Origin of the sequence: Scatolibacter rhodanostii, from assembly GCF_900197595.1 — a bacterium.
Classification (GTDB): domain Bacteria; phylum Bacillota; class Clostridia; order Oscillospirales; family Acutalibacteraceae; genus Scatolibacter; species Scatolibacter rhodanostii.
The window spans coordinates 205,398-224,881 of record NZ_FZLO01000002.1 but is presented as its reverse complement, the minus strand read 5'-3'; the positions used below and the strand labels follow the sequence as shown (position 1 = coordinate 224,881).

The window sequence follows — 19,484 nt, the reverse complement described above, 5'->3', positions numbered from 1 at the left end:
GGGATAGAGCCTGAAAGGGCATATGGAGCGGGAAATATGATCGAAACAAAAGGTCTTTCATACCGATACAGTGTCGGTACACCGTTTGAAAAAGAAGCGGTGAAAGAAGTATCCATTCAGATTCAAACAGGGGAGTTTGTCGGCTTAATCGGGCATACCGGAAGCGGAAAATCCACCTTAATTCAGTTGCTGAATGGTTTGATTAAACCCACAAGCGGACAGATTCTTTTAGACGGCAAAGACATTTGGGCTGAGCCGAAAAAAATTCGCGATGTCCGTTTTAAAGTGGGCATGGTTTTTCAATATCCAGAATATCAACTGTTTGAAGAAACAGTTTTAAAAGATATTATGTTTGGCCCTAAAAATATGGGGCTTTCTGACGAAGAAGCGAAGAAACGTGCAGAAGAAGCAGCAGCGTTTACCGGTCTTAAACCCGAGCTATTAGAAAAATCACCGTTTGAACTATCGGGCGGTGAGAAGCGTCGTGCAGCCATTGCCGGCGTGATAGCGATGGATCCCGAGGTGCTGATTTTGGACGAACCTACGGCCGGACTTGACCCAAGAGGTCGTGACGTTTTGCTGACACAAATTCGCTCGTACCATCAGCAAAGAGGAAATACCGTCTTGCTGGTTTCTCACAGTATGGAAGATGTAGCAAGAATGGCAGACCGTATTCTTGTCATGAACAAAGGCGAAGCACAGCTTTTTGATGAGACAAAAAAGGTGTTTTCTCAGGCAAAGTCACTTGAAAAAGCGGGCTTGCGTGTGCCGCAAATCACAAAAATTATGCAACAATTGCATGAGATGGGACTGACCGTAGACCCTGCTACATTGACAGTAGATGATGCGGTTCGTCAGCTTCTGCCAATTTTACAGCAAGGGGGAATGCAGAAATGATGGATATTACCATTGGACAGTTCTTTCCGGGAAAATCAATTATGCATAAGATAGACCCCAGACTAAAAATCTGCTTAACTATTTTTTCCATTGTGCTGCTGTTTATGGCGCAAAATTTTCTTTCATTAGCTGTGGCAGTTGCCTTTATCTTTATCGGTATGCTGATTTCAAAAGTGCCGGTGAAACTCTATTTGAAAAGCATTCGTGCGGTTATCTTTATTGTTGTGTTCACTTCGCTTCTAAATGTTTTTTATGGAACAGGAGAGCCGATTGCGCAGTTTTGGGTTTTTAAAGTTACAGTAAATGGTATTTTAAACAGCGTTTTTATTTCTACCAGAATCATTTCTCTTATTTTGGCAAGCTCGGTGCTAACGTTTACGACCTCGCCGACACAGTTAACAGATGCGATTGAACGGCTTTTAAAACCACTGACGTATATCAAAGTGCCTGTGCATGAATTTGCCATGATTATGACTATTGCCTTGCGTTTTGTTCCTCTTTTATTAGAAGAAACAGATAAAATTATGCAAGCACAAAAGGCGAGGGGTGCCGATATGGAAAGCGGCGGTATGGTGCAGCGTATTAAGGCGATGATTCCGGTTTTGATTCCACTGTTTGTCTCTGCTTTTCGCCGGGCTTATGATTTGGCAACGGCCATGGAGAGCCGATGCTATCATGGCGGTGAAGGCCGCACAAAAATGAAGATTTTAAAAATGCAGAAATCAGATTTTTTTGTCATCTTGTTGGTGCTGATTTTATTGGTCGTGTTTTTGCTATCAAACAGGATTTTTCCACCTGTATTTATGATGTAAACGAGGTGTGTTGTGAGAAATTTGCTACTGAAAATTGCCTACAACGGTGAAAAATATCATGGCTGGCAAATTCAGCAAAATGCCGTGGCGGTGCAAGAGGTATTTCAAAAAGCACTCTATAAAGTGACAGGTAAAGAGTCAGATTTAAAGGGCTGTAGCCGCACAGACAGTGGGGTTCATGCCAGAGAGTTTTGTTTAAGTTTAAAAACAGATTCGCCCATTCCGTCTGAAAGAATGATAGCAGCCATCAACCACTATTTACCCTTGGATATTGCTGTGCTGGATTGCCAGGAAATGCCGGAGGATTTTCATGCTCGCTATTCATGCGTAGGAAAAATGTATCGGTATGAAATCTGGAATAATGCAGTTCGAGACCCCTTTTTAGAAAATCGTGCTCTGCACTATTGGTATCCGCTTGATGTAGATGTATTGCAGCAGGCGGCGTCTTATTATGTGGGAACGCACGATTTTTCCTCATTCTGTACATTAGACAGACGAGAAAAAGGTGACTTGGTACGAACGATTACACAGGCAAAGGTTTTTCGCGAGAAAGAAAAAGTGATTTTTGAAGTTTGCGGAGATGGATTTTTATATAACATGGTCAGAATTATGGTTGGCACGTTGCTGCGTGTGCAGCAGGGCAAGATTCTGCCTGATGACATCGGTAAAATCATAGAAGGAAAAGACCGAGGGCTGGCTGGCCCTACCGCTCCACCAGAAGGTTTATATCTGCAAAAAGTGTTTTATAAGGCAGAAGAAATGCCGAATTTTGAAATTCTGCCTCAATAAAGGCGGAAATGAGGGAAACGAATGAAAACTTCAAAACACATGAAACCAAAAGGGGACAAAACTGCAAAAAAAAAGGTAAGTGCCAATCATTTTGACGAACCACTTGCTGTGATTGAATATGAAGAAGAACCGAAAAAGAGCCGCTTTTCGGTTGAAGAGACGGTAAAAATTCCAAAGGCTGTTTATCGCATTGGGTTGATTTTAACAGTCGCTGTTTTAGCTTTGGCGGTTTGGCTGAACAGAGAAAACCTAAAGCCGCAAAACGTTAAAACATGGTTTATGCATCAGCTTAAGGGTGATGAAGTGATAGAGGGGTTTCCTGTTGCCATTAAAGGTAATCAGGTAGAAGAAGGAAACTTTATGTCTTCTTTGGGCAATTGTGCCATACTCAGTGATACGGCTTTAACAGTTCTTGACTCGGAGGGTTCTCAAATCTCTTATACTCGCCATAGCTTTGCTAACCCTGCCTTAAAAACAGCCGGAGGCTATCATCTGATTTATAACGCTGGGCTGGAAGGCTACCTTTTGGGTTCAGGAAATGATATTTTACTTGAAAAAGAAGCAGACAGCAAAATCTATTTTGCCGATGTTGCCCAGAATGGCACTTTTGCTTTAGGACTGCAGGGAGAAGAATATGCTAGCCAGCTGCAAGTGCTTAAAAAAGATGGCACTCTTATCTATAAGTTTTCGTTTGCGGATGGATATGCCAATGCGGTTTCGATTAATTCTACCGGAACAATGGGTGCGGTTAGTACACTAGGCAGTGAAGGTGGTACTCTTTATTCTAAAATAATTATTTTAGATTTTAGCAAGAATGAACCGGTTCTTGAATATGATTTAAAAGATAATATGGTCATTGATTTATTTTGGTCAGAATCCGGTCAGGTTTTGGCAGTAGGAGATAACTTTGCTGCAAGGCTTTCGACAAAACAATCAGAAATGCAGGAATATAATTTTGATGAACAACAGCTTACAGCTTATGCTGTGTCTTCAGGCAAGCTATTCGTGGGACTTTCAAAATATAAATATGGCGGCAGCGGCAAGGTCATGATAATTGATGATTCAGCTGTTGAGGCACAGACGATAGAACTCGAAAATAGAGTCCTCTCACTCTCTAGCTACGGTAGTACCCTTGGGATATTAACCAACGAAGAAATGCATTTTTATGATAGTGTCACACAGCAAGAACAGAAGAAAATAGAGGTAGGCAGTGACACTCGTGCTATTGTGATGGAAAATGAAAGCAAGGTCTATACATTGGGTGCATCAGAGATTAAAAAGCTAGATGTCAATCAATAAAACGCTTTAAAGAGCATAAAAATGGATTTACAGGTTCAAAAAAAGATAAGAATTTTAATCGAGTGACAATAGATACCTTTTTAACAAGAGAGGTTACGAGGGAAAATGAATCGTCAATTTCCTCTGTAATAGTCATTTTAAATATTAATGAAACCTTAACATTTGCCTTTTGAATGGAATAGGACTTGTGAAAATAAAAGAGCTGTGTTATATTTAGTGATAAGGTTTGTGGGGCTATCAAGCGTGAAAATGCGAGTATAATTGATGCCTTTATATACCTTTGATAGAAATGGGTGAAGGAGAAAAAGCATGTTTTTAGATATTATTTTAGTCGTGATTTTTATCCTTTGTATTGTGTGGGGTGTTCGAAAAGGATTAGTACATTCTGCTCTTCGCTTTATTGGAACAGTAGTGGCGGCATCTTGCTCGGGACTGCTGGGCGGTATGGCAGCTCAATGGATTTATGACACCTTTTTTCGGCCGGCGATTGTGCAAAAAGTGAATGAAGGCCTTGCAGAGGCTGCCGCTGAAGAAAAAATGTATCAAGTGTTTGAGGGATTTCCCGAATTTATTATTCGGGCATTAGAAAAGCTTGGTGTGACGCAAGAAAGTCTTAGTAATCAAATGACAACACAGGTTGACAAAGCGGCAGAAACTGTTGCGCAGGCCTTTGCACCAATTATGGTTGGTTTGTTAAAAGTGATGACAGTTTTGGTTATTTTTATGCTTTTGATGATTGTGGTTCGTGTGCTTGTGAATTCGATTTCAGCTGTGTTCAAGTTCCCTGTTTTGCGAGAAGTGAATGGGGCACTTGGAGGAATATTCAACTTATTAACAGCATTGGTTTTTGCTTGGGCAATTTTTTCGTTGTTTCAAATGGTTCTACCCATGTTAACGCTTGAGATGCAGGCAGAAATTCAAAAAGTAACAAATGAATCGAAGATAGCTCAAATGTTTTTTTCTTTTAATCCATTTAGAAATTTATTTGCTCTATAAAAGATTGAAAAGCAAAGTTTTAGCATAGAAAGGGAAATTTTATGACCAAAGGCGGCCAGATGAGAAATAAAAATATTACAATACCGAATTTAATGTCAGTGGCCAGAATCATTATGGTGCCTTTTTTCGCTTACTTTTTCTTAAAGGATAAATTAACAGTTGCGGTTGTTTTACTTGTTCTTTCGGGACTTTCAGACCTTTTTGACGGATGGATTGCCAGAAAATTTAATCAAATTACTGAGCTTGGAAAAATGCTTGATCCGCTGGCCGATAAGATTACACAAGGTGTCGTTGCCATCTGTTTAGCGATTAAGATTCCAGAAATCAGGCTGCTATTAATCTTGTTTATTGTAAAAGAACTTTTAATGCTGTGCGGTGCCATTATATTGTTAAAAAGAAAAAAACGTCCAACCTCAGCAAGATGGTACGGAAAAGTCGCAACAACATTCTTTTATGTTTCAGTGACTGCCATTGTATGTATGCGTACTATCTTTGAAGTGACGCCGTTCATGTTTCAGCTAACATCGAACATACTACTGTTGGTGACAGGAATATTTATGTTTTATGCCGCCGTGCAGTATTTCCAAATCTTTTTAGAAATAATTCGCTCTGATGATGAGAAGTATAAATTTGACTTACCTGATGAAATTAGAGCAAAAGAATTGAAAAAATCGAAAAAAAATAGAATTAGTTAGAGCAAAACCTCTTGAAAGGGAAATTTGACATATGATGATGTGTACAAGATGTAAAAAGCGACCTGCCGTTGTCTTCGTTTCCAATTCAATGGACGGAAACAACACGCAAGGTCTTTGTATAGTTTGTGCGAAAGAACTAGGAATAAAGCCTGTTAACGATATTATAGAAAAAATGGGTATATCAGAAGAAGAGTTAGAGGCTGCTACAGCTGAGATGGATCAGATGATGGGGCTCATGACAGCAGATTCTGATGATGATGAATCAAGTGATGACAAAGATGACTTTGAGCCGGGCGGTGCCGCTACCATGCCTCCTCTTGAGATGATGCTGGGTAAGAATCCGGGAGAAAATGCATATAGTGGCAGAACAAAAACGGAGAAAGAAAATGTCCATAAGAAAAAACGCAAGCATATTACAAACTATTGCACAGACTTAACTGGAAAAGCCAGACGAGGTGAATTAGACGCTATCGTTGGCCGTGATAAAGAAGTAGAGCGTGTGGTACAGATTTTATCTCGCAGAACAAAAAATAACCCTTGCCTAATTGGTGAGCCTGGTGTGGGTAAAACGGCTATTGCCGAGGGACTTGCCATTCGCATTGCCGAGGGCAGAGTACCGGCAAGGCTGAAGAGCAAGGAAGTTCAGCTGTTAGATTTGACTTCTCTAGTAGCCGGAACACAATTTAGAGGACAATTTGAGAGCCGCATTAAGGGTCTTGTTGACGAAGTGCGTGCAGACGGGAATGTTATTCTCTTTATCGATGAAGTGCATAATCTTGTCGGCACAGGTGATGCTGAAGGCAGTATGAACGCCGCCAATATTTTGAAGCCGGCTTTGTCGAGAGGCGAGATTCAAGTTATTGGAGCCACTACCTTTGCAGAATATCGCAAGTATATCGAGAAAGATGCTGCGTTGGAAAGACGCTTTCAACCGGTAACAGTAGCAGAACCATCTATTGAAGATGCTACCGAGATTATTTTGGGCATTAAGACTTACTATGAAGAATTTCACCGTGTGAAGGTTTCAGATAGAGTTGCCCGCCGCATGGTTGTCTTGGCAGAACGCTATATCAATGACCGTTATTTGCCAGATAAAGCCATTGACCTTTTAGATGAGGCCTGTGCAAGCGCAGCGCTTCGCAACAAGTTGCTAGAAGAGTATGACAATTTGCAGTTTGCCTTGGCAAAAGAGAAAATGTATGAGGGTAAGCTGACAAATTCTGAAAGTCAAGAAGTGAACTATGAAGAGCTTGCAAAGGCGCATTACCGCATTGCCACCTTGGAAGAAAATATCAGTACACTTGACGAAGAGGGCATATTTGCAGAAGTAGAGGAGAAGGACCTTGCCAAAGTTATTGAGCTGTGGACAGGGATTCCGGCTGCTAGAATTGAAGAGAATGAGCTGAAAAAGCTTGCTGATTTAGAGAAAGTTCTGTCTCAAAAAATTATTGGGCAAGAAGAGGCTGTAAATGCCATTTCTGCTGCCATTCGTCGCAGCAGAGTGCAGATTAGCCCTAGACGTCATCCGTCCTCATTTATCTTTGTAGGGCCAACTGGTACAGGAAAAACAGAACTTGTAAGAGTGCTTTCTCAAGAGCTTTTTGATACCCCTGAAACGTTGATTCGTTTAGATATGTCTGAGTTTATGGAGAAGCATTCAGTTTCTAAAATCATTGGTTCACCGCCCGGATATGTTGGCTATGATGAAGCAGGTCAACTGACAGAAAAAGTTCGCCGCCGTCCTTACTCTGTATTACTTTTTGATGAAATTGAAAAAGCACACCCCGATGTCATGAATATTTTACTTCAGATTTTAGATGAGGGAAGAATTACAGATGCTCACGGGCGCACAGTGAATTTTGAAAACACAGTCATTGTCATGACCTCAAATGCGGGCAGTGAAAAACGTGAAAATACGCTGGGATTTGCCAGAACAGCGGCAGATATTAGTCGTGAGAGAGCTATGAAAGCACTCAATGAGTTTTTACGTCCTGAATTTTTAAGCAGAATTGACGAAGTGATTGTTTTCCGTCCGCTCACAGAAGAAGATTATCAAAAGATTGCTAAGCTGATGATTGATGAATATTTGACATCCTTGCATGAAAAGGGAATCGCGCTGCGTGCGACAGAGGAAGTGTATAAAAAGATTGCCAAACAGTCAATTGGTGGAAAAAGCGGTGCCAGAGATTTGCGTAATAATATTCGCCGTGAAGTAGAAGACAAAATTGCGTCTCTCATTGTAGAAAAAGGCGAGGGAAATATCAGCGCCATTGCTATCGACGTGAAAGATGACAAACTAGTTTTAGAATCTTTTTAAATTAAATCGACAAAATGTATTGACTATATTGTGGCGAGATGATATAATATTATCCGTCACAAGTTGTGCGGGTGTAGTTCAGTGGTAGAACCCCAGCCTTCCAAGCTGGTTGTGTGGGTTCGATTCCCATCACCCGCTCCATTTTTATTGAGACCTTTCTGGTCTCAATTTTATGCGCCAATAGCTCAGCTGGATAGAGCAACTGCCTTCTAAGCAGTAGGCCAGGGGTTCGAATCCCTTTTGGCGCGCCACATGAAAAGGTAATATAGTATTGGCTTTGAGGTCAGTAGACATGCCTTTTGAGGACCTTCACTTTTAAAGTGAAGGTCCTTTTTTATTTTGTAATGAAGAAAACCCCCGGCTATGCCGGGGGATACTTATTGATAGATTGGTGAGATTTGTTAATGCAATTTTTAAGAAATAAAGAGAACTAATTGTAGTCATATTTTTTAAGAGGTATTAAAAGTCAGAACTAAATTAGACCATATAAACCAATTGCATATGAAAAAAGACACTGATTTTATGGCAAACTAAAAGCCAGTATAAGCAGTGTCTTTTTTGCGTTTTATATAGCAATATGAGAGGAATGTTTAATGAATAGCGTTTTTTGTAAAACTTTTTATATACAGGCATAGCATGATATTAAAATTGGATTAAAGGAAAGTACATGCCCTGTACTGAAGAAATAGTTTGTTTTGCTTGCTGTATTGGAATAAAATAATTGATTAAGTTTACCTATTGCGCATCAAAATTTGACAGTTCTAGGTTCTGAAGTAAAGGAATAAAAGGTTGCGGTTGCCTCTTCTAAATATAAGACTTCCATGAGGTTATCATCTACGGTATACATACTGCTTAGTGCAGCGGTGTTTGCGTCCATCATAGCTTGTCGTGCTTCACGGCGATCATCATGAATTGCTTTACCTTCCACTCGAAGCCATGCCCCTTTGTTCATTCCGCAGATTTCTATGCAAGCATTATTCAAAATCTGGTTGTAGACGTTTTTCTGATTGTTAGTAACAATGTATAGCTTGCCTTCGAATTCACATACTGCTCCAAACGGGCGAACGTGAGGTTTATCCCCTTCGTTAGTTGCCAAGTAAAAGGTTCCGCAGCTTTTTAAAAATACTAAAACTTCATTCATGATGATTGCTCCTTTTCAAATTATATGGTATTCTTAACTACATAAACATTATATAGCATAGGATTGATAAATCAACTACGATATTTTACGAGACCAGTATCAGAAAGGATACCATTATGTCAAAAAAAGAACTGTTTGGCTTTTGTCCATATGTGACTTCTCAAAAGGTGCTGACTGGAAAATGGTCAATGTATATTATGTATTTATTATCATTGGAACCAGCAATACGTTTTAATGAACTTCAAAGAAAAATGCCAGAAAATATGACGCATACAACTTTATCGAGGCAGTTAAAAATGTTAGAAGATCAGGGTCTGATTATAAGAAAAGAATATAGTCAAATCCCCCCAAAGGTGGAGTATTCTCTAAGTGAAATAGGCAAAAAATTTGAAGTGGTTTTACAGGCGCTTTGCCAATGGGGCAATGAGTATATTGATTATTTGAACGGTGAGAGTTAATTATGCTAGAGAGATTAGGCTGGTTTAATGATATCGGACAGTTGTGCCTGATTTAAAAACAGAAGGATAGACTGCTTTTTCAATTTAGTAAATAGAGTCACTTGCTGCCGATGAATAACGAGTGAAAGGTCTTTGTTTTGCTCTACTACTATTGATACATCTTGCGGTGTATTGGAAAAAATGATTTCAGTTCATTGACTAAAAAACAATTATTTAATAACCGGAAAATAGAGGTATTCTTACGTCTCCATTTTCCGGTTATTTTTGCGTTTTCAGAGAAGGTGTAAATGCTATTATTCTTTATAGTAAGGAGTAGGTAGGCAAAGTTTGGCGAAGATATCAATTACGCTGGGAGAACATACACACCGCCGTGGTAGCAGTAATAGTAGTCAGCTTTCATAGACAATAATCTGGACATGGATTGCATTGCCTGTTCAATATCAAGTGTAAATTGAGGATTAGCAATAGCAGGTTGATTGTTTTCTAAAGCAATCGCATCACCGGTAATAATAATGGAATCAGCTTCTATAAATAGCGAAATATGACCGGGTGTATGACCTGGTGTTGCAACCACACGACAACCGCCGCACCAATCTAAATTATCCCCGTCGTGCAACAAATGGTCTATCTCAACTGGCTCGACTTGACGAAGCATTTCGCAAAATGCCTTGCCAAAAGCCTGTTGTTCTGGCGGGAGTGCTTTTTGCATTTCTTCTGCCTGACGTAATCTTAGAGGTTTTTCCTGAGCGGAAATATAGGGTGCTTCTGCAGCAGAAGTGTATATTTGAATGCTTGGATTTTGTTTTTTGAGTGCAGCAGCTGTCCCCATATGATCATGATCGTGATGTGTGAGCACAAGTCCAGTCAGTTGATTCACTGAGAGATTGTACCGACACAATTCTTCTTCAAGCAAGGGGAGTGAGCCAACGAAGCCGCAATCAATCAAAATAATATTTTGTTTGTCCCAAAGTAAGGTGGGGTATATCGTATTTTCAATATCGCCAAATGGTGCGCTTATAGTTAACCGCAATATTCTGTGTTCCATAATAATCGTTCCTCGTTTTCTTTCGTAGAAGTAAGTATGTTTCATCTTTTATAATACAAATAATAAATAACTTGATTTTGTGACATTATCATATCACAGGTTATTAAGAATTTCCACAGCCTGTCTAGAAGCCTAGATAAACGATATAGAAAAAATTTGAACTAGGTTTATCTTTTAAGTTGCGTTCAAGTTTGTATTATAACCACGGTTAGCACCTAAAATATATTTGTTTAATAATTTTTATGATTAGCAGAGGTACATAACAATAAGGATTGACAAATACTCAAGAATGCGATATGTTTGTATGTACAAACAAATGAGGTGATTTATTTGAAGGAAGACATAGATAAAGAACGGCAGAATTGCAGACTTGATGGCTGCTTGTTTTTCTCGATAACCAAGCTTGCCAGAGAATTTAGTAAGCTTGCAGAAAATGCTTTCAGTAAAACCGGTCTATCTCCCAGTCATGCGGTGCTGTTATATATAATCAATCTGAAAGGGAGTATGCAACAAAAAGATGTCGGCGAATTGCTCCACTTGACACCTTCTACCATTACTCGCTTGATTGATAAACTGGAGCGAAAAGGTTATGTAGCAAAGCAATTGGAAGGCAAAAATGTCTGTTTGCTGTCAACTGAGAAAGGGCAGAGTCAACAAGATTTGATTATAGATGCGTGGAACTTACTGCATAAAGACTATCAGGATATTTTGACACAGGAAGAAATGATGCAATTTTTAGAGATGAGCGGAAAGCTGTTAGAAGCGCTGACAAACAAGTCTGAATAAACAAAGATAAATAGGAGGTCATGCATTATGGAAGAAATCTTTATTAGAAGAAGTATTAGAAAATTCACAAATCAGGCTGTAGAGCCTGAAAAAATTGACAAACTGCTTAGGGCTGCTATGCAAGCTCCCTCTGCTGCAAATCAGCAGGCGTGGGAATTTATTGTCGTGCAGGATAAAGCAAGATTGGAACAGATGGCGGAAACCTCTCCCTATGCAAAGCATCTTGCAGACTCTGCTGTGACATTTGTTCTTTTGGCAGATGAAAGCAAAATGAAGGTGCCGACTGGCTGGGAACAGGATATGGGCGCAGCGGCAGAAAATCTACTGTTAGAGGCCGTTCATTTAGGCCTTGGCGGTGTATGGCTTGGTGTTGCTACCGCTGATTTTGTGACAGAAAATGTTCGTAGCCTGTTTGCGCTACCAGAAAATATCCGTCCATTCGCAATGATTTCGGTCGGGTATCCGGACGGGCAAAAAAATCAATTTGTAGACCGTTATCAAGCTGAACGTGTACATTACGAAAAATGGTAATGGAAAGGAAGTTGTTGTATGAAAATGGATTTTTCGGTTGAGGAGACAGTAAAAAAAAGACAGAGCGTTCGCTCATATCTAGAACGTCCGATTCCTGCGGGTGAAAAAGAGCAAATTCAAAATTATATGGCCAAACTAAACAACCCGTTTTCTGTGGAAGTTTCTTTTCATCTTTTAGAAAACAAACCCTCTTCATCAGGAGAAAAACTGGGAACCTATGGTGTGATAAAGGGGGCATCTGATTTTATTGGGGCGTCTGTTGCTCCGGGAGAACTGGGACTGGAAGCCCTAGGTTATTCTTTTGAACAATTAATTCTATACCTCACATCGCTAGGCTTTGGAACCTGCTGGCTTGGAGGAACTTTTGACCGCAGTGGTTTTGCTGCTGCAATGAAGCTAAAGGAAGGGGAACTATTCCCCGCAATTTCTCCTATTGGATATCCGCAAGAAAAACGGCGCATGATGGATTCTATGGCCCGTTTTATCGCAAAATCCGATCAGCGGTTGCCTTGGGAAACTATGTTTTTTAAAGGCGATTTTTCACATACGCTTACACAGGATGAGGCTGGCGCATATGCCTTTCCACTTGAAATGCTGCGACTTGCACCCTCTGCCGCCAATAAGCAGCCTTGGAGAGTCGTTCAGGATGGGGACAGTTATCATTTTTATGAAATGCGTTCTATGAAAGATAATAAATTAGGGATTGATATTCAACGAACGGATGTGGGAATCGGCGCCTGCCACTTTCATTTGGCTGCACAAGAAAGAGATTTGTCCGGTCAATTTGTAAAACTATCGGAGCCTAAAATCCAAAAGCCAGAGCAAATGTGCTATCTTTTCTCTTGGAAAGCAGTGTAATCGAATCATAAATAAAATAAAAAAAGGAGATAAACAACGATGTCAATTGTCAGTATGATTTTTGTAGCAATCATTGCATTAGAACATTTATTTATAGCGTGGGTAGAGATATTTGCTTGGACTAGCAGAGGACCCAAAATGTTTCCGCACCTAAGCATTGATTTTCTTAAAAGCACGAAAGAAATGGCCGCTAATCAAGGGCTTTATAACCTGTTTTTGGTGGCAGGGCTTATGTGGTCACTGCTCATTCGAACTGCACCATGGAATATTTATATGGCGGCTTTCTTCTTGGGATGTGTTATCGTAGCAGGTATCTTTGGTGCGCTTACTTCTAATAAATCAATCTTTTTTAAACAGGCATTGCCAGCCATTATTGCTATGATAGTACTTTGTGTAGCTCAATAGATGAGAATAAATTTACATTAGAGAAAACATAAAAAAGGGTGTATCGGTTTAAAGTTTATCGATACATCCTTTTAAAATTATAAGTTTATTTTTTTACATCATTTTATCAATTTAGTGTTTGGCAAGAAAATGAATCACTTTCAATTTAAATATCGTTTTCAGAGAAATAAGGAAAGCCAAACGACATCAGTAGTCTTGAAATAAAAGTTTATGCTTGGCATAGAGGATTTTTTGTTTCTCATAAATTCGCGAATTACCAGACAGCATATAGCTAACACCAATGGCTAAGAAGTAGAAAAGAAATCCTTTTTCGCCAAAGACTTCTAAGCTTAATAGTAAGGTACTGATAGGGCAATTTGTTACCCCGCAGAATACACACAGAAATCCAATAGCAGCGGCAAAAGAAGGGTCTATACCGATTAGACCTCCGAAAAAATTGCCGAAGGTAGCCCCCACAAAGAAAGCAGGAACAATTTCTCCTCCTTTGAAACCGGCTCCCAACGTTAAAGCCGTGAAAATCAGTTTGAGTAAAAAAGATTCGGGGCGAGTAACTCCGGAAAAAGCAGATTCTAATATGTTTTCACCTATTCCCATATAATCAATGCCTACTAGGCGTGTTAATAAGAGAATGAACCCCGCACCAACTAAAATGCGAATATAAGAATTGGAAAAATATTTTTCATAAAGGGAATTAGCTTTATGCATGACAAAGCAAAACAATAAGCTAATAATAGCACAAGCAGCCGCTAATATAATAATTTGCAGAATCGAAACAAATTCGAATGACGGCAGGTTATTGACATGAAAAGAAGTTGGAGCAATTCCAAAAAATCCTGCAATAACTTTTCCAACAATAGAAGCGATAGTACAGGGAACCAATGCGGAATAATACATACTGCCGATTGTTACGATTTCCATAACAAATACGGCGGCAGTAACCGGAGTACCAAACAGAGCTGAAAAGCAAGCTGCCATTCCGCACATGGTAGCTAAATGCAAATCTTTTTCATCCAGCTTAAATACTTTACCAACATGATAGCCCAAACTACCGCCTATTTGCAGAGCGGCACCCTCTCTGCCGGCAGACCCACCAAAAAGATGGGTTAGGCAACTGCTGATATAAATGAGTGGACTCATTAAGAGTGGAATGGGTTCTGGAGAGCGTATGGCATCAATAATTAAGTTAGTGCCCTGTGGCTTTTTAATTCCGGCAAGCCGATATAAAAAGACAATCACAACACCCCCTAGCGGAAGAAACCAAATTAGAAAAGAATTTGCTAATCTAAGGTTTGTTAGAAAATGAATGCTGATAGAAAATAAGGCTCCGGCAGATCCGGCTGTAATTCCTATAAATAGAGAAATAGCAAGCCACTTAAAAAAAGACAAGAAAAGAATCTTCTCTTGTTCTATCGATTCGAAACTGAGACTACTTGCTTTAGATTTTAACATGTTTTTAAACTCTTGGGCGCGCTGGTATAATTTGTATTGCATAGATTTCCTCTTATCCTTTTATCAAAATTTCCCCTATAAAAATTATACGACTGTTAAAATAAAATTTCTAGAGCAAAGAAGAATAAGAAGTGATGGATAGAAGATAAAAAAATTATGTGTTTTATTGAAAATACTTTCTTTTCTTTTTTAAAGGAGTGTATTTCTTTGTTTTACTCAATTTGTCATTAATAATTGAAAATTTAAACAAAAAAAAAGAACTTCTTTTACAGAAGTTCAAGAAAGATTCTATTCAGATAAATTAAAATGCTGATTCCATTCATTACAACTGCCTAATTTTTCACCTAGACTAAAATAATGATAGGGAGCGTAAATAACCGGGTCTAATTGCATTAAATCAATCATTTGTAAATCCATATTTTCAAAGCGCTTATCAATTTGGATATTTTCTATTTTGCTCACGAAAATATGGCTATCTGTAAGCTCAACAACTTTGCTAACTTGGCACTCAAAGACCCATTTGCTTTGCTCTATAATGGGCACATCTACTTTTTCTCCCCACGTAAATTCATAAGGAATTTTGTCTTTCTGGCCTTCGTTTCCTTTTGTACAACCAAAATAATCAGCCAGCCAAACCATATCGGTACTTACCAAATTAGCCGAGAAAACTTTGTCTCTCAAAATATTCTCTTTTGTTTTCTTTGTTCCGCCTATACACAACATGATATGAGGGCTGTCATTCCAGCTGAATCCTATCCAAGTAATCACACTGAAATTTGCCTGTCCATCCTCATTCTTTGTTCCAATTATGTACATAGGTTGAGGACAAAAAACTTTGTCTGGCGTTATATTTATCTTTTCCATAATAGCCTCCCAATATAAAATAAACAATGGATAGCTTTTTAGGTACTAAGCTATTTTACAATAATGGCAAAGTTAACTATTTAAAAGCTTTGTTAAATCAGATACCGAAACATCCATACGCTTAGAAGTTTCCTCCATAGATAGACCTGAATCAAGAAACCGTTTGACAACCATTTTCATGTTTTCTCCCACTTCAATGATGTGGCTATCCAAATCGTAAAAGCGAATGGAGCGCTGTCCCCATTCAGTTTCTTTCATGCCGTCGCCTAAATAGCAGATATCATTACGTTGTTTTAGTTTTGCAACAAAGCCATCAAAATCGCTTTCTTCAAAGTACAACTCCATATTGTGTGATTTTTCTAAAATGCTGTCTTTTGAAATTTCTAGCAGCCAATCAAAGTCCTGCTGTAAAGACAATCCACCGAAAGAAACATTTCTGCCATAGTCTTGAAAGACCTCTAGCCCGAATACATCTTCATAAAACTTTTTAGAAAGAGGATATCCTTTACAGCAATACAAACGCCTTGATATTTCATTTGAATTTCCTCCATTATTACCATATAGGGTGAAGCTGAAACTTATCCAGACTATTTTTAGAATTCTGATTTATGAATGCGATATAGGAGCATCATGCATTGGTGAGTAACTCTTCTCCCATATATTTTTCTACTATATTTTCTTCTCCGCATAAAAGATAAACAGCTTGCAAAATTTCGTCTTTCAGCTGGATTGCTTCCTCTTTGGGTAAATCAAGAATGACATCTCTGATATCATAAGTATAGCGAAATTTGCCAACAACAACTCCTCTAAATTCACCGTTAATCAGCAGATAATATAAGGTGTCTGGATAGCCGTGGGTATATTTTTCTTTCAGCCAGTGTTCATTTGACTTCACCAGAATATCATTGCGGTGCATAGCATACACAGAGTTAGGGAGTATAGGCGAGTAAGTTGCAAGCAGGTTGCCGTCTGACTGCAACAGATAGCCATTAGCTAGCTCTGTTAATATGTCTTCGGTTTTTAAGGATTCTATAGCAAATTTTATGTCTTTAAGAGGCAGTTTAAAATATGATTTTACCATTTCTGCATCAAACCAAACCATGCGATAGGCAAATCGTTGAAGCAGAATTTTTAGTGCAGCTTGCCGCGAATATTTTTCTAAATTTACATCGGGAAACATCTCCGTAAATCGGTACCAGCCTCTGTCAGCTTGTCCCTCATTTTGGTCCTCATAAATCAAGAAGGCTTCTTGCAAACGGTGCAGTGCAGGGGTGATTTCTTTCACTAACATACCCATCCATTCTTTCATTTGCTGAATGGTCAGCGGCCCTTCGTTCTCAATCAAATCTAAAAGAGCCAATTGACGAGGGTTTGGTTTGGTCAATGGTTTACGATATAAACAAGCAAACAATTCCATATCTTCTGGGACAATCCACCCTAGGTTGCCGCCAGCAAATCTCCCTTTTACAAGCTGATGAATTCTTTGCCGTTCTCGATTATATTCGATGTCGTCAAAGTTGGCACGGTAAGTCAGGCTTGGTGGGTTACCAAAGCCATTCCAGTACACATTTTGACCAGGTTGTAAATCACGATATAATGCTAAATATTCTTCTTCGTTTGCCTTGCGAGTAAGGTATTGCCGTTCCATCCGCAGGGCAATGATTTTTTCTCTGTTCAGTATGAACACCCCTCACGTGGTAAAATTCAATCTTGTTTTATGAAAATCATACCATTTAGAACTATAAAAGACAAGCTAATTGCTAGGTGAGTAAATAATATTTATTTGTATACTATTTTAAAAGACTTATAGTTTAATTTAGGTTGCCTTTTAATTACAAAACAGGAAAAGTCTATCCCATTGCGAAAAGATATTGTGTCATGTTATAATGAAAGTTAGTTTAAGTTAACCTAATGGGAACAATAGAGGTATTTCTATGTATAACGATAAAAAAGCATCGGATTTTTTGACAGAAGATTTTGCAGACGCCATTCATCTTTGGAATCGAGCTTCCATCTCGCTTTTAGATATTCGCCACCATTTAATTTCTCGGCAAGAAGCAGTTTGCGGTTACATCATGCCGGCAAATACATTTCTTTATACCAGTGGAGGCAAGGCAGAGGTATGTTTGGACAAGCACTCTTATGCTATCGAGCGTTTTGGCGTATTTCATGGCAGAAAGGGTACAGAACTCTCGATTTCTCCTGATTGTGATTGGCTTGAATATTATTTGATTTTATATAAAGCGGGTGAACCGGCTTTCCATAGAGGAGAATTTTCAAGGCTCATGAAAAAAAGGAATCCTTTTGAACAGCAGTATGGATTTGTGCCGGCAAATCCCCTTTTTTTCTCAGAAGAGTTAAGAAAGATGTATGAAAAGTGGAAAGGACCAACCGCACTAAATCTGTTTTATGGTAAGGTGGCATTTTATCGCTTTGTATATGAAATCTATGAAGAGATTGCGCAAAGAAGCATACAGATTTTTGAGCCGGATGTCATTGCTATGGCGAAACGATATATGGATGAAAATTATAGCCAAGCGATAGCCATTCAGGAAATCTGTGAGATGTTTGGCATTAGTTACAGCCATTTCCATCGAAAATTTAAACAGCAGAACGGAAAAAGTCCGCAAGAATATCTGATTTATATTCGTTTAGCAGAAGCAAAGGATTTGCTGCAAAACAGTGAAGCGTCTATTCGCCAAATTGCAGATTATTGTGGATTTCAGGATGAAAGGAACTTGCAGCGCATGTTTTCTAAGCATTTAGGGTTTCCGCCGAATGCCTATAGAGAGAACAGGTCGCTTCAGAAGAGAGATGATGACCTTGGCAACACCAAAACCTTCGCCTATAATGAGAAAAGTCAAGTTAGTTATGTAAAACTCAAAGGTGAAGGGGAAAGATTAATCATGCAGAATTTCAAGAGTAAAACCATTTTGGCAGCAGCTTTGTCATTTGTGTTGTTGCTTTCAGCTTGTGCACCGGCAGCAGATAATAGCAGCACTACAAAAACGGAGGCTTCATCAGCAGTAAGCAGTCAGGTTTCAGAAAAAGAAGCAGCAGAGCCTGCTGAAGCGGAAACAAAGATAATCAGTACTGTAAAGGGAGATGTGGAAATTCCGACCAATCCTCAAAGAGTGATTGTACATTATTTGGCGGGCGATGCTGTGGCATTAGGTGTTATTCCTATTGCTGTATCAGAAGTGCTGCCTGGCTCGGTTTTCCAAGACGAATTAAAAGATTCGGCTCAGTTGGGGCAATGGGATTTTGATTTGGAAGAAGTTATGTCTTTGGAACCTGATTTAATTGTTTCTGTCAATGAAGAGCAATATGAAGAGCTTTCAAAAATTGCGCCCACGGTACTTGTTCCTTATGGGACAATGACCACAGAAGAGAGAGTCGCGTTTATGGGTGAAATATTCAGTAAACCAAATGAAGCTAAAGCGGCACTCAAAAAGTATGACGATGCCATTGCTGACGGAAAAGCCAAGCTTGCCGAAGCAGAATTTGGAGAAGCAACCGTTTCTGCTATGCAGGTTTCAGACAGCAGCATTGCTGTGGCAGGAGATAAACATGCTTTAGGTGTCATTCTCTATAAAGAATTAGGCATAAAAGCACCCGAAATCGTACAGACCAGCATCATTGATGCCGGCGAATATTGGGGAGGCCCTTCTATGGAAGTGCTTTCAGATTATTGCGGAGATTACATATTCCATTTAGGTGAAGTGCCTGAAAGTATTGCGGCTAATGCGGTTTGGCAGTCTATCCCAGCGGTCAGTGCCGGTAAAGTGCTGATTATGGATACAGCTATTACGTATTATACTGATATTTCTTCTTCTACTGCGATGGTAAATAATGTGGTTGAACAGCTCCTAAACGCTAAAGGATAAATAAATAATCTGCCAAAAACTTTAATTAAACAATAAAAAAACCGCTGTAATTCTATTTTTGAATTTAGCGGTTTTTGTTATTTTGGCAAAAGAAAATAATGTCAAAATATGTCGTATTGTGTAAAAACAATAAAAATAAAAGTAAAAATTGAATAAATTCTAAATTATTTACAAATTGGTTATGGAAAATAATGGACAGAAGTAGTATGATTTTAATGACTGATATTCTATATCTTGAATAAAGAATGATATAAA

General features: G+C 39.0%; 19 protein-coding genes and 2 tRNA genes. 15 read left to right on the top strand and 6 right to left on the bottom strand.

Annotated elements, in window-relative coordinates; genetic code table 11:
• Positions 1–36 precede the first annotated feature (36 nt).
• The 9 genes from CS931_RS05625 (at position 37) to CS931_RS05585 (ending at position 8,056) form a co-directional block, all read left to right on the top strand.
• Positions 37–897, top strand: a complete 861-nt coding sequence (locus CS931_RS05625; protein ID WP_099204794.1) for an energy-coupling factor transporter ATPase — start codon at positions 37–39, stop codon at positions 895–897.
• Positions 894–1,709, top strand: a complete 816-nt coding sequence (locus tag CS931_RS05620; RefSeq protein ID WP_099204793.1) for an energy-coupling factor transporter transmembrane component T family protein — start codon at positions 894–896, stop codon at positions 1,707–1,709. The genes CS931_RS05625 and CS931_RS05620 overlap by 4 nt, the downstream gene beginning before the upstream one ends.
• A 12-nt stretch (positions 1,710–1,721) precedes the next feature.
• Positions 1,722–2,498 carry a tRNA pseudouridine(38-40) synthase TruA gene (truA, locus tag CS931_RS05615; protein ID WP_099204792.1) on the top strand — a complete coding sequence of 259 codons (777 nt, stop codon included), beginning with the start codon at positions 1,722–1,724 and terminating at the stop codon, positions 2,496–2,498.
• A gap of 21 nt (positions 2,499–2,519) precedes the next feature.
• Positions 2,520–3,797, top strand: a complete 1,278-nt coding sequence (locus CS931_RS05610) for a DUF5711 family protein (RefSeq protein WP_099204791.1) — start codon at positions 2,520–2,522, stop codon at positions 3,795–3,797.
• A gap of 309 nt (positions 3,798–4,106) precedes the next feature.
• Positions 4,107–4,793: a CvpA family protein gene (locus CS931_RS05605; protein WP_099204790.1), complete on the top strand. Its 687-nt coding sequence runs from the start codon at positions 4,107–4,109 to the stop codon at positions 4,791–4,793.
• Positions 4,794–4,852: 59 nt separating this feature from the next.
• Positions 4,853–5,488 carry a CDP-alcohol phosphatidyltransferase family protein gene (locus CS931_RS05600; protein WP_099205133.1) on the top strand — a complete coding sequence of 212 codons (636 nt, stop codon included), beginning with the start codon at positions 4,853–4,855 and terminating at the stop codon, positions 5,486–5,488.
• 34 nt (positions 5,489–5,522) lie between these two features.
• Entirely contained in the window at positions 5,523–7,805 is a 2,283-nt protein-coding gene (locus tag CS931_RS05595; RefSeq protein WP_099205132.1) for an ATP-dependent Clp protease ATP-binding subunit, read from the top strand.
• Positions 7,806–7,872: 67 nt separating this feature from the next.
• A tRNA-Gly gene (locus CS931_RS05590) sits at positions 7,873–7,946 on the top strand.
• A 33-nt stretch (positions 7,947–7,979) separates the two neighbouring features.
• Positions 7,980–8,056, top strand: a tRNA-Arg gene (locus CS931_RS05585).
• A 494-nt stretch (positions 8,057–8,550) separates the two neighbouring features.
• Here the strand turns inward: CS931_RS05585 and CS931_RS05580 are convergent.
• Entirely contained in the window at positions 8,551–8,946 is a 396-nt protein-coding gene (locus CS931_RS05580; RefSeq protein WP_099204789.1) for a pyridoxamine 5'-phosphate oxidase family protein, read from the bottom strand.
• Between the two features lie 116 nt (positions 8,947–9,062).
• Between CS931_RS05580 and CS931_RS05575 the strand changes: the two genes are divergently transcribed.
• Entirely contained in the window at positions 9,063–9,404 is a 342-nt protein-coding gene (locus CS931_RS05575; RefSeq protein WP_099204788.1) for a winged helix-turn-helix transcriptional regulator, read from the top strand.
• Between the two features lie 343 nt (positions 9,405–9,747).
• Here CS931_RS05575 and CS931_RS05570 read toward each other — a convergent pair whose 3' ends face one another.
• The gene (locus tag CS931_RS05570) at positions 9,748–10,449 is read right to left on the bottom strand and encodes an MBL fold metallo-hydrolase (protein ID WP_099204787.1); all 702 of its coding nucleotides are present in this window, start codon (positions 10,447–10,449) and stop codon (positions 9,748–9,750) included.
• Between the two features lie 330 nt (positions 10,450–10,779).
• Here CS931_RS05570 and CS931_RS05565 point away from each other — a divergent pair, with 330 nt between their 5' ends.
• Genes CS931_RS05565 through CS931_RS05550 form a run of 4 tightly spaced genes read left to right on the top strand, consistent with a single transcriptional unit; the run spans position 10,780 to position 13,029 of the window.
• Positions 10,780–11,235, top strand: a complete 456-nt coding sequence (locus CS931_RS05565; RefSeq protein WP_159459746.1) for a MarR family winged helix-turn-helix transcriptional regulator — start codon at positions 10,780–10,782, stop codon at positions 11,233–11,235.
• 27 nt (positions 11,236–11,262) lie between these two features.
• Positions 11,263–11,766, top strand: a complete 504-nt coding sequence (locus CS931_RS05560; RefSeq protein WP_099204785.1) for a nitroreductase family protein — start codon at positions 11,263–11,265, stop codon at positions 11,764–11,766.
• Between the two features lie 18 nt (positions 11,767–11,784).
• The gene (locus CS931_RS05555) at positions 11,785–12,624 is read left to right on the top strand and encodes a nitroreductase family protein (protein WP_099204784.1); all 840 of its coding nucleotides are present in this window, start codon (positions 11,785–11,787) and stop codon (positions 12,622–12,624) included.
• Positions 12,625–12,663: 39 nt separating this feature from the next.
• A complete protein-coding gene (locus tag CS931_RS05550) occupies positions 12,664–13,029 on the top strand; it encodes a DUF1304 domain-containing protein (RefSeq protein ID WP_099204783.1) in 366 nt (121 codons plus the stop codon).
• A gap of 186 nt (positions 13,030–13,215) precedes the next feature.
• Here the strand turns inward: CS931_RS05550 and CS931_RS05545 are convergent, their stop codons facing one another.
• The 4 genes from CS931_RS05545 to CS931_RS05530 form a co-directional block, all read right to left on the bottom strand.
• A complete protein-coding gene (locus CS931_RS05545; protein WP_099205131.1) occupies positions 13,216–14,478 on the bottom strand; it encodes a chloride channel protein in 1,263 nt (420 codons plus the stop codon).
• Positions 14,479–14,766: 288 nt separating this feature from the next.
• Positions 14,767–15,342, bottom strand: a complete 576-nt coding sequence (locus CS931_RS05540) for a flavin reductase family protein (protein ID WP_099204782.1) — start codon at positions 15,340–15,342, stop codon at positions 14,767–14,769.
• Between the two features lie 72 nt (positions 15,343–15,414).
• A complete protein-coding gene (locus CS931_RS05535; RefSeq protein ID WP_200814950.1) occupies positions 15,415–15,861 on the bottom strand; it encodes a VOC family protein in 447 nt (148 codons plus the stop codon).
• A gap of 109 nt (positions 15,862–15,970) precedes the next feature.
• Positions 15,971–17,029, bottom strand: coding sequence for a helix-turn-helix domain-containing protein (locus CS931_RS05530; RefSeq protein ID WP_242964910.1), 1,059 nt, complete (start codon positions 17,027–17,029; stop codon positions 15,971–15,973).
• 247 nt (positions 17,030–17,276) lie between these two features.
• On the opposite strand from CS931_RS05530, the gene CS931_RS05525 reads away from it, so the two are divergent.
• Entirely contained in the window at positions 17,277–19,229 is a 1,953-nt protein-coding gene (locus tag CS931_RS05525) for an AraC family transcriptional regulator (RefSeq protein WP_099204780.1), read from the top strand.
• Positions 19,230–19,484 lie beyond the last annotated feature (255 nt).

What these genes read in the sequence shown, in the direction of transcription:
- CS931_RS05570 (WP_099204787.1), bottom strand. Translation starts at nt 10,449, where the DNA reads ATGGAACACAGAATATTGCGGTTAACTATAAGCGCACCATTTGGCGAT.
- CS931_RS05550 (WP_099204783.1), top strand. Translation starts at nt 12,664, where the DNA reads ATGTCAATTGTCAGTATGATTTTTGTAGCAATCATTGCATTAGAACAT.
- CS931_RS05525 (WP_099204780.1), top strand. Translation starts at nt 17,277, where the DNA reads ATGTATAACGATAAAAAAGCATCGGATTTTTTGACAGAAGATTTTGCA.
- CS931_RS05600 (WP_099205133.1), top strand. Translation starts at nt 4,853, where the DNA reads ATGAGAAATAAAAATATTACAATACCGAATTTAATGTCAGTGGCCAGA.
- CS931_RS05610 (WP_099204791.1), top strand. Translation starts at nt 2,520, where the DNA reads ATGAAAACTTCAAAACACATGAAACCAAAAGGGGACAAAACTGCAAAA.
- CS931_RS05560 (WP_099204785.1), top strand. Translation starts at nt 11,263, where the DNA reads ATGGAAGAAATCTTTATTAGAAGAAGTATTAGAAAATTCACAAATCAG.
- CS931_RS05620 (WP_099204793.1), top strand. Translation starts at nt 894, where the DNA reads ATGATGGATATTACCATTGGACAGTTCTTTCCGGGAAAATCAATTATG.
- CS931_RS05605 (WP_099204790.1), top strand. Translation starts at nt 4,107, where the DNA reads ATGTTTTTAGATATTATTTTAGTCGTGATTTTTATCCTTTGTATTGTG.
- CS931_RS05545 (WP_099205131.1), bottom strand. Translation starts at nt 14,478, where the DNA reads ATGTTAAAATCTAAAGCAAGTAGTCTCAGTTTCGAATCGATAGAACAA.
- CS931_RS05555 (WP_099204784.1), top strand. Translation starts at nt 11,785, where the DNA reads ATGAAAATGGATTTTTCGGTTGAGGAGACAGTAAAAAAAAGACAGAGC.
- CS931_RS05625 (WP_099204794.1), top strand. Translation starts at nt 37, where the DNA reads ATGATCGAAACAAAAGGTCTTTCATACCGATACAGTGTCGGTACACCG.
- CS931_RS05575 (WP_099204788.1), top strand. Translation starts at nt 9,063, where the DNA reads ATGTCAAAAAAAGAACTGTTTGGCTTTTGTCCATATGTGACTTCTCAA.
- CS931_RS05540 (WP_099204782.1), bottom strand. Translation starts at nt 15,342, where the DNA reads ATGGAAAAGATAAATATAACGCCAGACAAAGTTTTTTGTCCTCAACCT.
- CS931_RS05595 (WP_099205132.1), top strand. Translation starts at nt 5,523, where the DNA reads ATGATGTGTACAAGATGTAAAAAGCGACCTGCCGTTGTCTTCGTTTCC.
- CS931_RS05580 (WP_099204789.1), bottom strand. Translation starts at nt 8,946, where the DNA reads ATGAATGAAGTTTTAGTATTTTTAAAAAGCTGCGGAACCTTTTACTTG.